At 44.4% G+C, this 14,275-nt stretch carries 14 protein-coding genes; 7 read left to right on the top strand and 7 right to left on the bottom strand.

The features are described from left to right. Positions 1-2,993, top strand: a 2,993-nt coding sequence (locus ACEYKX_RS03865) for a type I restriction endonuclease subunit R (RefSeq protein WP_373780510.1), incomplete at its 5' end; no start/stop codon positions are given. After that, entirely contained in the window at positions 2,986-3,699 is a 714-nt protein-coding gene (locus tag ACEYKX_RS03870) for a M48 family metallopeptidase (RefSeq protein WP_373767175.1), read from the top strand. The genes ACEYKX_RS03865 and ACEYKX_RS03870, both read left to right, overlap by 8 nt. Positions 3,700-3,883: 184 nt before the next feature. Here the strand turns inward: ACEYKX_RS03870 and ACEYKX_RS03875 are convergent, their stop codons facing one another. Further along, on the bottom strand, positions 3,884-5,098 hold the full coding sequence (locus tag ACEYKX_RS03875; protein WP_373767176.1) for an ATP-binding protein: 1,215 nt from the start codon (positions 5,096-5,098) through the stop codon (positions 3,884-3,886). 344 nt (positions 5,099-5,442) lie between these two features. Here ACEYKX_RS03875 and ACEYKX_RS03880 point away from each other — a divergent pair, with 344 nt between their 5' ends. Both ACEYKX_RS03880 and ACEYKX_RS03885 read left to right on the top strand, forming a co-directional pair. Beyond that, a complete protein-coding gene (locus ACEYKX_RS03880) occupies positions 5,443-5,886 on the top strand; it encodes a MarR family winged helix-turn-helix transcriptional regulator (protein WP_373767177.1) in 444 nt (147 codons plus the stop codon). Next, a complete protein-coding gene (locus ACEYKX_RS03885; protein ID WP_373767178.1) occupies positions 5,886-6,767 on the top strand; it encodes an ABC transporter six-transmembrane domain-containing protein in 882 nt (293 codons plus the stop codon). The genes ACEYKX_RS03880 and ACEYKX_RS03885 overlap by 1 nt, the downstream gene beginning before the upstream one ends. Positions 6,768-6,828: 61 nt before the next feature. On the opposite strand, the gene ACEYKX_RS03890 is transcribed toward ACEYKX_RS03885, so the two are convergent. Together ACEYKX_RS03890 and ACEYKX_RS03895 are read right to left on the bottom strand one after the other, a co-directional pair. After that, positions 6,829-7,488, bottom strand: a complete 660-nt coding sequence (locus ACEYKX_RS03890; RefSeq protein ID WP_373767179.1) for an NAD(P)-dependent oxidoreductase — start codon at positions 7,486-7,488, stop codon at positions 6,829-6,831. 444 nt (positions 7,489-7,932) lie between these two features. Next, complete coding sequence (locus ACEYKX_RS03895) at positions 7,933-8,799, bottom strand: AraC family transcriptional regulator N-terminal domain-containing protein (protein ID WP_373767239.1); 867 nt, start codon at positions 8,797-8,799, stop codon at positions 7,933-7,935. A 177-nt stretch (positions 8,800-8,976) separates the two neighbouring features. On the opposite strand from ACEYKX_RS03895, the gene ACEYKX_RS03900 reads away from it, so the two are divergent. Continuing rightward, positions 8,977-9,408: an organic hydroperoxide resistance protein gene (locus tag ACEYKX_RS03900; RefSeq protein ID WP_373767180.1), complete on the top strand. Its 432-nt coding sequence runs from the start codon at positions 8,977-8,979 to the stop codon at positions 9,406-9,408. Between the two features lie 98 nt (positions 9,409-9,506). Here the strand turns inward: ACEYKX_RS03900 and ACEYKX_RS03905 are convergent, their stop codons facing one another. From ACEYKX_RS03905 to ACEYKX_RS03920, 4 genes are all read right to left on the bottom strand, one after another. After that, positions 9,507-10,253 carry a protein-ADP-ribose hydrolase gene (locus ACEYKX_RS03905; RefSeq protein ID WP_373767181.1) on the bottom strand — a complete coding sequence of 249 codons (747 nt, stop codon included), beginning with the start codon at positions 10,251-10,253 and terminating at the stop codon, positions 9,507-9,509. A gap of 265 nt (positions 10,254-10,518) precedes the next feature. After that, positions 10,519-11,352: a Sir2 family NAD-dependent protein deacetylase gene (locus ACEYKX_RS03910; RefSeq protein ID WP_373767182.1), complete on the bottom strand. Its 834-nt coding sequence runs from the start codon at positions 11,350-11,352 to the stop codon at positions 10,519-10,521. A 1-nt stretch (position 11,353) separates the two neighbouring features. Then, positions 11,354-11,743 (bottom strand): hypothetical protein, encoded by a 390-nt coding sequence (locus ACEYKX_RS03915; RefSeq protein ID WP_373767183.1) that lies wholly within the window; start codon positions 11,741-11,743, stop codon positions 11,354-11,356. Between the two features lie 274 nt (positions 11,744-12,017). Further along, on the bottom strand, positions 12,018-12,914 hold the full coding sequence (locus ACEYKX_RS03920; RefSeq protein WP_373767184.1) for a LysR family transcriptional regulator: 897 nt from the start codon (positions 12,912-12,914) through the stop codon (positions 12,018-12,020). Between the two features lie 103 nt (positions 12,915-13,017). Between ACEYKX_RS03920 and ACEYKX_RS03925 the strand changes: the two genes are divergently transcribed. Then, positions 13,018-13,767, top strand: coding sequence for an SDR family oxidoreductase (locus ACEYKX_RS03925; RefSeq protein ID WP_373767185.1), 750 nt, complete (start codon positions 13,018-13,020; stop codon positions 13,765-13,767). Between the two features lie 137 nt (positions 13,768-13,904). Continuing rightward, positions 13,905-14,243 (top strand): putative quinol monooxygenase, encoded by a 339-nt coding sequence (locus ACEYKX_RS03930; protein ID WP_373767186.1) that lies wholly within the window; start codon positions 13,905-13,907, stop codon positions 14,241-14,243. The last annotated feature ends 32 nt before the right edge of the window (positions 14,244-14,275 follow it).

Below are 14,275 nucleotides of genomic sequence, written 5' to 3' on the forward strand. Positions count from 1 at the left end.
TGGTGGGGGCGAATGAGCATTTTTATAATCATCTGTTATACGGCATTACCGTTACCGAATTTATTGACGGTAAGAAAATCAGTTGCACTGTGCCGATTATTGACTGGGAAAACCCTGAAAACAATCGGTTTCATTTTACTGAAGAATTTAGCGTAGCGAACGCTAACGGTTCATCGGTGCGTACGCCTGATTTAGTCTGTTTTGTCAATGGCTTGCCGCTGGTGGTGATTGAAGCCAAACGCCCGGACGGCAAACCGAAAAGTACCATTGAAGAAGGCATTTCTCAACATTTACGCAATCAACGCCCTGCCGAAATTCCCCACCTTTTTGCCTATGCCCAACTATTGTTAGCCGTTAATGGTTATGACGGGCGTTACGCCACTTGTGCGACCCCTGCCAAATTTTGGGCGGCGTGGCGTGAAGAAGAACAATCCGAGTTGGAAATGAGCCAACTCAAAAACCTTGCTATTTCTGCCGAAAATCTGACCGCTCTTTTACCAAAATCTGACGATCAGGCTTGGTATCAACAGCTCACCGCTCAGGGAAAATTAGCCGTAACAGGGCAAGACAGCTTGCTGATTAGCCTGTTACGCAAAGATCGTTTGTTTGAGGTGATCCGCTATTTCAGTTTGTTTGATCGCAAATCGCACAGCCGCATTATCGCCCGTTATCCGCAAGTGTTTGGGGTGAAACGCTTAATCGATCGGGTAATGTCGCAAAGCGAAAAAGGGGCGAGAAACGGCGGCGTGATTTGGCACACCACAGGTTCGGGCAAATCGTTTACGATGGTCTTTTTCTCGAAAGCCTTATTGCTCCACCCAGCCCTAAAACAGTGCCGAATTATCGTGGTAACGGATCGGGTGGATTTAGAACATCAGTTGAGCAGCACTTTTTATAACAGCGGTGAACTGGCAACCAAGCGAGATCGTAAGAATGCAATGGCAACTACCGGCAAGCGACTAGCCGAGCAAATCGGTTCCGGCAATGAACGCATTATTTTTTCGTTAATGCAGAAATTTAACACGGCGATTAATCAAGCGGAATGTTTTAATCCGAGTGCGAATATTATTGTGTTGATTGATGAAGGACATCGCACCCAAGGCGGAGAAAATCATATGGCAATGCGGCGAGCCTTGCCTAATGCGGCTTTTGTTGCTTTTACCGGCACGCCGTTGTTAAAAGACGATGAAACCACACAAAAATTTGGCAACATCATTCACGCTTATACGATGCAACGTGCGGTGGAAGATAAAGCGGTAACGCCACTGCTTTATGAAGAGCGGATCCCTGAATTGTCGGTGAATGAACAGGCGATTGATAACTGGTTTGAGCGGATCACCAAGTCGTTAAACGAAGAGCAAAAAACGGATTTAAAACGTAAATTCTCGCGTAAAGGGCAGATTTATCAAGCTGATGACCGTATTCATTTAATCGCTTTAGATATTGCGGAACATTTGGCGAATAAAATTCCGCAAGGCTTAAAAGGTCAGCTGGCGTGCGAAAGCAAAGCGACAGCAATTCGTTATCAGCGGTATTTGGACGAGATTGGGCTGTTTGAAAGTGCGGTGGTGATCAGTCCGCCTGACAGCCGTGAAGGAAATACGCAGCTTGACGAACAGGCAAGTGATGAAGTGGTGCGTTGGTGGGCAGCCAACGTGCAGGGCGATGAAGAACGTTACACGCAACAAGTGTTAAGTCGTTTTGCCGATCCTGACAGTCCGTTGCGTTTACTAATTGTGGTGGATAAGTTGCTCACGGGCTTTGATGAGCCGAGCAATGCAGTGTTGTATATTGATAAGCCGTTAAAACAACATAACCTTATTCAAGCAATTGCACGGGTAAACCGCTTGCATAAACAAAAAGAGTACGGGCTGTTGGTGGATTATCGGGGCATTTTAAAAGAGCTGGACACAACGATTGCCAAATACCAAGATTTAGCCAACCGAACACAAGGCGGTTATGCCATTGAGGATTTAGCTGGGCTTTATTGCTCAATGCAAAGCGAATATCTGCGTTTGCCGAGTTTGTATCAAGCACTTTGGGCAATGTTTGCCGAGGTTGAAAATACAATGGATCTTGAACAACTTCGCCGCCAGCTCATTCCAACTATGCAACTCGACCCAACAAGCGGTCTGTTTTTCGATAAAAACAGCAAAATACGCGATGATTTTTACCGAGCTTTAACTGCCTTTAACCGCTGTTTACAGGTGGCATTGCAGTCGGAAACCTTTTATCAAGACAAAAACTTTACCGATGCCGACCGCACTTTATATAAAAACACCGCCGCCTTTTTTGCCCAACTACGCCGTTTGGCACAACAGGACGCCGGCGAGCAAGTGGATTATCGCGAATATGCCCATCAAGTTGAGCAATTAATCGATAAGCACGTTGTTGCCTTAGGCGTAAAAGAAGCAGACGGCATTTATGCGGTCAATAAAATGGGCAAAACGGAATATCAAACGTGGAACGACACCAAAACACGCAACGAAGCCGATAAAATTCGCTCTCGTATTGCTCGTAGCCTTGAGATTGATTTTGACAACGATCCTTATGCCAAAGCCCGTTTTTCCGAATTATTGCAACAAGCCATTGAAGAAGCCGAAGCCTTGTTCGACCACCCGATAAAACAATATCTGCTGTTTAAAGAATTTGAAGAACAAATGGCAGAACGTAAATTGCCCGATATTCCCGACCGTTTTGGCGGCAACTATGCGGCACAAGCCTATTTCGGTGTATTTAAAACAGTTTTACCTGAAACCCTATCGCAAGGTGAAGGCTTTTGGGTAGATTTGGCATTTGAGATCGATCAGGCGGTTTTACGCTGTTTAAGCGAACATTCCATCAACCTTGAACAAGTGGAAAAAGACATTCGTAAACAGTTACTGCCGATGATATTTAAAATCTGCCAAGCCAACGGCAGCGGTATGTTACAAGCCAAAGAGATTGTCGAACGGATAGTACAAATTGTGCGAGTTGGGCGTTCAAATGGATAAGTTTGATCGGGTTATCATTCCTTATGGCGACCAGCATTTTACCGTTCGCTTAATCAAGAATGCCAAATATAAACGGCTACGCCTAACCGTGCAGCCCACGGGCGACATTATTGCTTATGTGCCGCCACAAGCGGTCAGAAATAAGCTAATTTTTGCCATTAGCAAACAAAGTCAATGGATTGCCGACCAGTTGCAATTTTTTCAACAAACCCCACCGCTTGTTGAACGGCAATATATCAGCGGCGAAAGCCATCGTTATCTAGGGCGACAATATCTGTTAAAAGTATATGAAACGCCAAATAAACCCAACCAAGTCCGCTTATGGCGTGGGCAGTTGGAGGTGTCTGTGCGAGGAAAAACAGCACGACAAGTCCAACAATGTTTGGATAAATGGTATCGACAAAAAGCCAAACAGATTTTTGCCGAACGTTTAAATTGGCTGCTACCGCAAACCTTTTGGGTTACGACAATCCCTCACATTCGCTTACGCACAATGGAAACCCGTTGGGGAAGTTGCTCCGTTCAAGGCTCACTATGCCTTAACCCCCACCTAATCAAAGCCCCGAAAGAATGCATTGATTATGTGATCTTGCACGAACTCTGCCACTTCGCCGAACACAACCACAGCGAACGTTTTTATCGATTAATGGGGCAAGTGATGCCGCAGTGGAAGGAAGTGAAGATGAGGCTGGATCGAGTGGTTTAAGAAATGGAAATGCAAGCAGTAGGATTTGAAAAGAAATTTGCAAACTGAAAAAACTTCGCAAAATCCGACCGCTCTTTATAAAAAGCCCGAAAGTAAATGCCGTTTGAATGTAAACTCAAACAGCATTTTCCTTATTTCATCAATCAATTCCTGCATACTTTTCACATAGTCAATCGTAGGAATGTTATTGCCCAAACATCTTCCAAAACGGCACGACTTCAATGGTTTTGTTCTCTACAATCATCTTATCTTCCTGATCAAAAGTGATGATTATGCCTTGTTCAAAATGGAAGAAATTCATTGCGTCAATCAATCCATCACGTTCACGAGCGATATTTTCTGCACTTAATTGCCAGCAAACTTGGATAAGTTGTACGGGCGAGCTGTTTTTACATACCACAAAATCACATTCTTTGTTGTTTTCGTTGTAATAATACAGCTCTGAAAATTGTCTTCTTAGCGCCCAAAATACTGCATTTTCTAGCTTTCTTCCTTGATCTTGAGTGAAAGACGGGCTGATGACACGCTGCAATCCATTGTCTATGAAATAGGCTTTGCGCGGATTAGCCAGTTGTGTTTTGTAAGAATAGGAAAACTTCGGTAGCAAGCTGATCACATAGGCTTGCTCTAAATGCGAGAGATATTCCTGCACAGTGGCGGTGCTTTTGACTTCAAGGCTCTGTTTGAGTTTGCTGGCGGTAATCAAATTGCCCACGTTGCCAGCTAAGAAAAGCAGCAAACGCTTCATTGAACGCTCATCACGAATACCGAAACGCACGATAATATCGCGATACAAAATGTCGTTGATAAGTACATTCAAAATCTCGTCTTCATTGAATTGCAAATATTGCGGAAAGCCGCCTAGATGAAGATAATCCGCCACGGTATCGGCATTTTTTTCTTTGCCAAGAAACTCGCAAAACTCCAAAAAAGAGAAAGGGAAAAGCTCACGACTAATGTGCCGCCCCGTAAGTTTTGTACCGAGTTCACGACTTAATAAAGAGGCATTTGAACCTGTTACCACCACTTGATAGCCCTGATCGAGCTTGCCCCGCACGTAAACTTCCCAACCCTCAATAATCTGAATTTCATCAAAATAAAGCGTTTGGATTTGGGCATTCTCCGCAATAATTTCATCTAACAATGCAAAATCGCTAAATTCAAAATTAAATAATTGCGGTGTATCAAAATTGAGAAAGAGATAGCTGTTTTCCGTTTGTTTTTCAATGAGTTGAGCTAATAACGTACTCTTTCCGCTACGGCGAATACCCGACACAACCAAAGCAAAATCAGGTAGCACTTTAATACTGCTAAGCATTTGACGTGGATATGTTTTTTGTTCCAACAACTTACTCTGCTGAGTTTGAATGGCTTGTTTTATCTCTGTTTTTAATAACATTTTATCCCCCAACAAATCGTTTAATGCAAACGAATAAAACTATTCAATAATAATGAACAAAACCGTTCAATACTAATGAACAAAATTCTATACCTAAAAATAAGTTGATTCAAATGGAAAATGTTTGTAGGTCATTGTGTCGCTAAAATCTTTTAACTACACAGTTCATCTCATAAAGAAAAGCGGTGGGATTTGAAAAGAAATTTGCAAACTGAAAAAACTTCGCAAAATTCTACCGCACTTCACCTCTAAATCCAGTAAATTTTAAGACTATTTTTTCCTTGTCTTTTCTCTTTCTCACACCTAAAATAGCATTTTATTTAGTAATTTTTAAGACTATTAATATGAGTAACTTCGACAAACTAGGCAAACGAATCAGTGAAGTAGATGCCACAATGGACGCTTGGATTGCTAAATTAGGCTTAGGTTATAACCATTTTGCGGTGCTGTATTCGTTGGCGGCGGCGGAAAGTGGGCAGTGTACGCAAAAGCAGATTTGCGATGAGTGGCTGTTGCCGAAACAGACGGTGTTTAACGTATGCAAGGAATATAAGGAAAAAGGCTGGATTGAGTTTAGCGAAAGTGCGGTGGATAAACGGGAAAAAATGATGCGTTTAACCGCAGACGGCAAGGCGAAGGCGGAACCGGTTTGGCAGGCGACACAGCAGTTGGCGGATAAAACTTTTGCAAAATTAGGCGAGAAAAAGACCGCTCAACTGTTTGCTTTATTGGCGGAATTTTGCACGGTTTGCCGTGAGCAAATCGACAAAACGGATACGGTGGCTTGATGTCCTTAGAAAATCTTGAAACCACCCTTGAACCAACAATGTTCCGTTCGCTCAAAAACCTTGCTTTGCAACATAAAAAACGGCTGTTCGCCACATTCGGCTTGGTAGCGGCGGAAAATTTGCTGTTGTTGATTTATCCTTTGGTGGGCAGTTTTGCGGTGAATGCGGTGCTAAACGGGCAACTGGTTTCCGCGCTCGCTTACGCCTTGATGGTGCTGATTATTTGGGGCGTGGGGGCGGCTCGCCGTGCGGTGGACACTCGTGCCTTCACTCGTATTTACACGGAACTTGCCGTGCCGGTGATTTTAAACCAGCGGATTAAAGGCATGGACACTTCAACCACCACCGCTCGTGTGGCGTTGTCCCGTGAGTTCGTCAATTTCTTTGAACACCATTTGCCGACCTTGATTACTTCTGCGTTTTCGATTATCGGGGCGGTGGTAATGTTGCTGTTGATTGAGTTTTGGTCGGGCGTGGTGGCATTGTTGATTGTGGTGGGCTTTGGCTTGCTGTTGCCCCATTATGTGAAGGTCAATGACCGCCTGTACTTCAAACTCAACAACCGCCTTGAAAAAGAAGTGGATAGAGTGGAACGTGCCAAAAACAGCGAGCTGATTAAACATTATCGCTTGGTGGAGCGTTTCCGTATCCTGATTTCCAACCGAGAAGCCCTGAGCTTTTTGTGTATCGGTGTGGCAATGTGCGTGCTGTTCGGCGTGACGCTCACGGTTTTAACCCTCAAACAAGGCGTCACCGCAGGGCATATTTATGCGGTGATTACTTATCTCTGGACCTTCGCCATCAGCCTTGATGACGCACCAAGATTGGTGGAAGAATTGTCGAAGTTGAAGGATATTGGGAAAAGGGTGGAAGTGGCGTGATACAGGCGGTCGCCTTTGCAAAAACTGTTGCAAATTCGACCGCACTTTACGTTATTTCAAACTACTTTTTTGCCACCGTAAAACGTTTAAACAAGTGCGCCTGTTTTTCCGCGTCATCGGCAATGGCAATGGCTAAATCTGCTACGCTGATGCCTGCCGGCGCGTCGCCAACCATCAGTAAATCGTCGCCGCCCAAACGGTATTCGCCCGTGCGATCTTCGCTGAAACCGGCATCGGCGCCTAATAACGCCGGTGGAGAGATAAACGCCCAGTTGACATCACGGCGATCACGCAAGTCGCTGAGCAAATTACGCGCCGCATTAGCCCCGGCAAAAATCTCTTTCGGGAAAGCGTCTGTGTCAATCAGTTGCACATTCGGTGCAACATATAAGCTACCCGCTCCGCCAATCACTAATAAATACGGCACTTGTGCCGCTTTTGCTGCTTCGGTAATCGCATTCGCTCCACGAGTAAAATCTTCGGCGATATTTGGATTTGTCCAACCTGGGTTAAACGCACTCACTACCGCATCAAACCCTTTTAACTGCTGTGCAAAATCCGCAGAATTTACATCAAAACTGACCGCTTGCACGTTGTCCGCTTTTGCCACTTTGTCGGCATTGCGCGCAAACGCGGTGACTTGATGACCGCGACGAGCTAATTCTGCTACGACTGCACTACCTACATAACCTGTTGCACCGATAACTGCGATTTTTTTCATGTTGTTTTCCTTCTGTTAAGTTGATTAAGATTGCCGATTGGCTGATGTGATGCAGTATATATCCATAACTTACTTTTTAAAAGTACTTACAAAAATGTAAGCTTGAAAATAATTTTTAACCGATTGAAACTAAAAGGAATAGATTTGAAAAATTTTTCGTAGGGCATGTTTGCTAACGCATCACGGATTGCTGACAAAGTTAATTTTAATAAATAACCTAGCACAAGCCGTGCTAGGTTCATTAAACCCAGCCCCGCCGGGGCTGAATGGAAGAGCCGCAGAGCGACTCAGATTAAATAACCCTATACGGTTCGTATGGGGTTTGTCAGTGGTTTGGAGCGCATTTGCCAACGCACCATTTGCGATTTGTTGTAAAAAAGGCATTTAAACGCCCCCGACAAGCGATCGTTTTCACAAAACGTTTTGCAAACCGACCGCACTTTCTTATCCCCCCGCCTGCACACTCGGGGCAACGCCAAAATAGCGTTTGTACTCTCGGCTAAACTGGCTGGGGCTTTCATAGCCGACTTGATATGCCGCCTCGGCGATAGGTGGATTTTCTTGACAAATCAATCGCTTAGACTCCATTAAACGCAGTGATTTTTGATATTGCAACGGCGACAGTGTGGTGATTTCTTTAAAATGATGATGAAATCCCGAAATGGACATTCCGCATAATTCCGCCAGCGTTTCTATGCGCACCGTTTCACGAAAATGCCGTTGCAAATACCGAGTGGCTTTGGCGATTTTTTGCGTATTAGACCCAAAACTGACCATCTGCTTCAGTTTGTTGCCTTGCTCGCCTTTAAGTAGCCGATAATAGATTTCCTGTTGAATCAGCGGTGCAAGAAAAGCGATGTCGCTTGGATTTTCGTGCAAGAGTAATAAGCGCTCAAAAGCGTTTTCCAATTCGTTATTCAAATGCCATTGCGTGAAAGCGGTCGGATTTATCTCAGATTTTGCAATGGGTAACTGTTGTTCAAACAGAATTTGATTGACTGTCTGCAAATCAATTTTCATTGATAACACCACAAAAGGTTCATCGGGTGTTGCCTTAACAATCTTACCGCACATCGGAATATCCACAGGGCAAAACATAAAATGTCGCGGATCAAACAAAAAAGACTGCTCTCCCAACCGCACTTCACGCTCGCCGTTTATCACAATGCAAATACTCGGCTCTTGTATCACATTTTCATAGGAAAACGGCTGATCGCTATGATGAATAACCAGTCCTTTAATCGGAGAATGATAGGTCTGATTATGCGGAATGATATGAAGCAGTCGCTGTAAAGTGTTTTCTGAAAACATCATCATTTAGAGAATTAGGCAAGCATTTTGCAGAAATCATATACGCCCATTAATAGAAAATCAATAGAATAGAGTTCAACATTTATTCAGGAGGACGAGTGTTGCTATCGCTTTGCAAATAAGTTAAGACAGCACACCAGCCTAAACCTTTAACCCAATAAAACAAAAGGAAAAAATATGAAAATTTTTTACAAAACATCAGCAACCGCAACCGGCGGGCGGGACGGACGCACTCAAGTAGATGACGGCTCCATCGGCTTTGATTTGGTGAGTTTTCAAAACGAAAGCGGCAAAGCTGGCACCAATCCTGAGCAACTTTTTGCCATGGGCTACGCTGCCTGCTTTGACAGTGCAATGAACCATGTTGCCCCGAGTTTGGGTTTAAAACCCACTTCATCCAGCACCACCGTGGGCGTAGGCATCGGTCAAAAAGCAGACGGTGCATTTAGTTTGGATTTGGATATTACGATTACTGTTGCAGGTTTAAGCGTAGAAGAAGCAAAACAGTTGATTGAAAAAGCCCATGCCGTCTGCCCTTATTCTAATGCTACACGCGGAAATGTAGATGTGCGTTTGCATGTGAATGTAGTTCAGACTTTTGATTTGTGATGCTGTTTAAGATTGAATAAAAGATAAACGGTGGGATTTGGGGAGAAATTTGCTAATTGCAAAATCTCGCTAAAATCCCACCGCCCTTTTCCATCCATCTACCCCAACAACCCCCGATAAATCTCCCAATCCACATCTTTAAACACATTAAACACCACGTTCATTTGTGGGTTGTCGGCTAAAAAGGCTTTGACGGTTTTCACCGCAATTTCTGCCGCCTCTCGATTAGGGAAACGAAATTCGCCTGTGCTGATACAACAAAAGGCAACGCTCTCAATACCGTGTTGCTTGGCGAGTTCTAGGCAAGAGCGGTAGCAACCGGCGAGCAGTTCGCCATCTTTTGCCGATAACGCACCGATGATAATCGGTCCGACCGTATGCAAAACGTAATCGGACGGCAAGTTAAACGCTGGGGTGATTTTTGCCTGCCCTGTGGGTTCTAAATGCCCTTGTTTCGCCATCAATTCGGCACAAGCAAGGCGAAGTTGCACGCCTGCTTGCGAGTGAATGGCGTTGTCGATACAGGCGTGCAAGGGGTGAAAACAGCCGAGCAGTTGGCTGTTTGCCGCATTCACAATCGCCCCCACTTTGAGCCTTGTGATGTCGCCTTTCCATAGGTAAATCTGCGGTTGAATAGGCGTTAAATCCGCCAGCGACACCACGCCTTTTTCCGCCACTTCTTGCTGTAACAGCTTATCTTGCAACGCCAAAAATTCCGCTGTTTCCGCTTGCGGCGGACGAATGTTCATCAAGGCTCGCAACAGTTGGCGTTTTTCCGTTGTTGATGTGGGAATATTGATATCGGGATCAAGGAATTTGATAAGTTGTGTTACTTTATTTTCCATAAGATTTTCCTTTGTAAACAAATCTCCCCTAACCCCTCTTTGCTAAAGAGGGGGATCAGATCGAAGAAGATTATAGGTTCATCTGAAAATCAAAAATTGTTTTGAAGAACTTTAATATTAAATTGCTGCTTGCTCTAATTCCCCTCTTTAGCAAAGAGGGGGTAGGGGAGATTTATTCGCTTACGCTCACACTTCGTGCCGTTGCTAAAGCAACGTTCAAACGCAAGCGTTTGTGGCAGAATAAATTTACGAAGAAAACAAATAATCAGCCTGACGTTGTTAGCCAATGTTGCAAAATATAGGCACAATCTTCCGTAAGAGAAATCGTCTGTTTCGCCGTTTCCGCAAAGCCTTCGGGGTGATCCCGATTTAACCGAATCAGCGTTGCCTGCGGATTGCGGTAGGTCATCTGTTCAAAAGGGTAACGAATAATGGTCGGCGTGTTAAAGCCAATCCCCAGCTCCAAATACACCGTGTTGCCCTGCATTGCTTGCTCGGCAAATGCGGCATAACGCTGTTGGGCGGCGTGCCATTGTTCCGTTTCCACAAAACGGTGATCGACACGTAAGTGCATCGCCATTTTGCCGCCACACACAGGGCATTTCGGCACAAGTGCGGTGGGAATTTGGCAATTTTTTTGCTGCGAACGCCATTTTTGCACCAGCGTTTCGTTGTCGTAAACCTGCGAATGGTAAGGCTTGGCACATTGCAATTCGCCGTAATTGCCTTGCACTTCAAAGAGTTTATCAAGGTCAAAGCCTGCTTTGGCAAACTGGCTATCCACGTTAGTGGTAATCACAAAATAATTTTTGTCTTTCACCAAGGCAAGCAGCTGTTGATACAAGGGCAACGCCGGCGGCTCAAAACGGTTCGCCCAAATATGCTCCGCCCAATACGCCCATTTTTCTTCTTCTGTTTCAAAGGGATAGAACGCCGCCGAATACATATCCTGCATACCGTAACGCTGGATAAACGGCTGAAAACGTTGGGTAAACCGCTCGCCGCTGTACGTTAAACCTGCCGCCGCAGAAAAACCTGCTCCCGCACCAATTAAAATAAAATCTGCATTTTCAATATGTTGTTTGGCTTGTTGTAACATCTTAAACCTCCCGATAAGCAATGTCGGCAATCTGTTGTTCAAATTCGGCAATAGACATCGGCGTTTCGCTTTTGATTAAACACACATTGTCCAGCCGCCGCACCAGTTTCATCGTACAGTCGTCAAACCGCAACACCACCGAATAAAAATCAAAAAAATCGTACGCCGTTTCTTGCACCTTGCCATAATTTTGCAAAGCGGGCGCAAGCTGAAAATAACCGTGAATAGCTTGCTGCCGATTGTCAAACGCCACTTCTTCCAAATAAAAACGCTGTTGATTGTGGGTAATCGTTTTAGCAAAACGGAAGGTGCCGAAATGCAGTAAACGCGGTTTCTGCCGAACCGCAAAAATAAAGATAGCACTCAAAATGAGTAATAAGATAAACAGCATTTTGTTTTACTTCCTAAAAGTAAGTAATTTGAGAGCAGTATAGATGCTTAACTTATTTTATGGAAGTACTTACAAAAATGTAAGGTTTGGGGTTTAATTCTAACTTATTGAAAGTTAAGGAAATGAATTTTGAAAAATTTTCTAGTAGGGTGCGTTTGCTAACGCACCTTTTGCAATTTGCGATAAAAAGGTGCGTTCATACGCACCTTACAAGCGGTAAGATTTTGAGAGAAATTTGCAAATGGCAAAATCTCGTGAAAATCCCACCGCACTTTTATGTATAACGCTTTTTCAAGATTTCCGTCAAGCGGTCAAATACAAACAGCACTCTTGGCGAGGTAATGGTTTGATAGGGGCGGTATAGGTACAGCTGCCATTTATCAATGGGAATTTCGGGGAAGAGTTTGACTAACTCGCCACTGGCAAAGTAAGGCTTGCAGAACAGCTCGCTGATAAAGCCCACCAAATTGCCACGCAATACAGCTTTTAGCTCGCACTCGGGATCGGAGCTATAAAAAAGCACTTCTCTCGGTAGCAATTTTTGCTCGTCATTCATTGTTAAATCCCACGCACGCCCTGTTTCTACGTTAATCGGCAAGGAAAACGGGAAATTTCGCTGTAAATCGTCTAAATCTTTCGGCGTACCCAATCGCTCCAGTAATTTCGGGGACGCCACAATCCAGTCTTGCAAATCAGCAATTTTTCGCACGATAAAATTCGGGTTCGGTTCAGGTCCGATACGCAAGCCAATATCAATGCGATGTTCCACCGCATCAAATTTGGTCATATCCTCACGCCAATCAATCACCAACTGCGGATAGGGCGCAAGTGCGGTCAACAGTTCGTCCAAAATCTTGTCATTCTCACGCCAACGGGGAAAAGTAATCCGCACCACGCCTGCCATTTCGTCTGTCTGTTGCTTGCCGAGTTTGAACAGATTATCGGTGTCCGCCAGCAACTGTTTTGCCTTAATCAAGAATTGCTCACCAAAATTGGTCAGCCGAATTTGGCGCGTATTCCGCTTAAACAACTGCTCGCCCAATTCCTGTTCCAATTCCGCAATCACACGAGTAACTACCGAAGGCGAAACCGCCAACTGCATTGCCGTTTCCCGAAAATTCAGTGTTTCGCTAGCAAGGCAAAAATATTTAATCGCATCGAGTTTGTTCATTTTATTATTCTCTTTTTGACAATAGACAATTCTATTTTTATTGATTGTAGTGCAATCACCCGCCCACTACAATACCCCCATCAAAACCAAACAGGAGAGCAAAATGAACAACATTGAAAACAAAGTCGTGATTATTACGGGTGCAAGTAGTGGTATTGGTGAAGCGACCGCTTATAAACTGGCGCAAGCAGGTGCAAAATTGGTGCTGGGCGCACGCCGTGAAGATAAACTTCAAACCATCGTAAACAACATTAAAGCTAACGGTGGCGAAGCGGTGTATCGTGTGACCGATGTGGTTAAACCGGAAGACAATCAAGCCTTAGTGGCGTTAGCCAAATCCGCCTTCGGCAAAGTGGATGCGATTTTCTTGAATGCAGGGCTAATGCCAAACTCTATGCTTTCCGCGCTTGAAACGGATAATTGGAATGCGATGGTTGATGTGAATATTAAAGGCGTACTCAACGGAATTGCCGCTGTGTTACCAACGTTTGAAGCACAAAAATCAGGACATATTTTAGCAACCTCTTCCGTTGCAGGTTTAAAAGTGTATCCTGGCTGTGCCGTCTATTGCGGCACGAAATGGGCGGTTAAAGCGATTATGGAAGGACTGCGAATGGAAAGCGCACAAGCAGGCACGAACATTCGTACCGCAACCATTTATCCAGCGGCAGTGCAATCGGAATTAGTGGCAAGTATTACTAATCCTGAAATGGCTGAAGCGATGCGCGGTTTATATGATACTTACGAAATCCCCGCCGAACGTGTGACAAACGTGGTGGCATTTGCGTTAAACCAACCCGAAGATACCAATATTTCTGAATTTACACTGGGTCCGACTACTCAACCTTGGTAAATTTCTATTGTGGGGGCAAATTACATTTGCCCCAAAACAATCGTGAGGACATCCGGGCAAATATGATTTGCCCCTACAAATGATTTCGTTATAGGTGTAACACAATGAAAAAACTGGCTTTTCTATTAGGACTAACAATGAGTTTATCAACCCAAGCCGAGCCGATTATCCGTATTTTTGAAATGCAAATCCGCCCCGAAAGCGTGGAAAAATTTACCGAATTAGGCAAACACAATATTCGCCAATCGGTCAATACCGAGCAAGGCGTATTGGGAATGTATGTGATGACCGACAAAACCGACCCAAACAAATTTTATATCGTGGAAGCCTATGCCGATGAAACCGCCTATCAAGCACACCGTGCTTCACCCCATTTTCAAGCGTGGCTCAATGGCGCAAAAGAGATGATTGTGTCACGTAAAATGATTGAAACCAATCCTGTGGTGTTTGGTTCAAAAGCGGTGGGTGTGCCGTAAGTATGATTAACGTCTTTTTAAGGTAACAACCA

The organism is Glaesserella sp. (assembly GCF_041817755.1).
GTDB lineage: Bacteria > Pseudomonadota > Gammaproteobacteria > Enterobacterales > Pasteurellaceae > Glaesserella.

What these genes read in the sequence shown, in the direction of transcription:
- ACEYKX_RS03870 (WP_373767175.1), top strand. Translation starts at nt 2,986, where the DNA reads ATGGATAAGTTTGATCGGGTTATCATTCCTTATGGCGACCAGCATTTT.
- ACEYKX_RS03875 (WP_373767176.1), bottom strand. Translation starts at nt 5,098, where the DNA reads ATGTTATTAAAAACAGAGATAAAACAAGCCATTCAAACTCAGCAGAGT.
- ACEYKX_RS03880 (WP_373767177.1), top strand. Translation starts at nt 5,443, where the DNA reads ATGAGTAACTTCGACAAACTAGGCAAACGAATCAGTGAAGTAGATGCC.
- ACEYKX_RS03885 (WP_373767178.1), top strand. Translation starts at nt 5,886, where the DNA reads ATGTCCTTAGAAAATCTTGAAACCACCCTTGAACCAACAATGTTCCGT.
- ACEYKX_RS03890 (WP_373767179.1), bottom strand. Translation starts at nt 7,488, where the DNA reads ATGAAAAAAATCGCAGTTATCGGTGCAACAGGTTATGTAGGTAGTGCA.
- ACEYKX_RS03895 (WP_373767239.1), bottom strand. Translation starts at nt 8,799, where the DNA reads ATGTTTTCAGAAAACACTTTACAGCGACTGCTTCATATCATTCCGCAT.
- ACEYKX_RS03900 (WP_373767180.1), top strand. Translation starts at nt 8,977, where the DNA reads ATGAAAATTTTTTACAAAACATCAGCAACCGCAACCGGCGGGCGGGAC.
- ACEYKX_RS03905 (WP_373767181.1), bottom strand. Translation starts at nt 10,253, where the DNA reads ATGGAAAATAAAGTAACACAACTTATCAAATTCCTTGATCCCGATATC.
- ACEYKX_RS03910 (WP_373767182.1), bottom strand. Translation starts at nt 11,352, where the DNA reads ATGTTACAACAAGCCAAACAACATATTGAAAATGCAGATTTTATTTTA.
- ACEYKX_RS03915 (WP_373767183.1), bottom strand. Translation starts at nt 11,743, where the DNA reads ATGCTGTTTATCTTATTACTCATTTTGAGTGCTATCTTTATTTTTGCG.
- ACEYKX_RS03920 (WP_373767184.1), bottom strand. Translation starts at nt 12,914, where the DNA reads ATGAACAAACTCGATGCGATTAAATATTTTTGCCTTGCTAGCGAAACA.
- ACEYKX_RS03925 (WP_373767185.1), top strand. Translation starts at nt 13,018, where the DNA reads ATGAACAACATTGAAAACAAAGTCGTGATTATTACGGGTGCAAGTAGT.
- ACEYKX_RS03930 (WP_373767186.1), top strand. Translation starts at nt 13,905, where the DNA reads ATGAGTTTATCAACCCAAGCCGAGCCGATTATCCGTATTTTTGAAATG.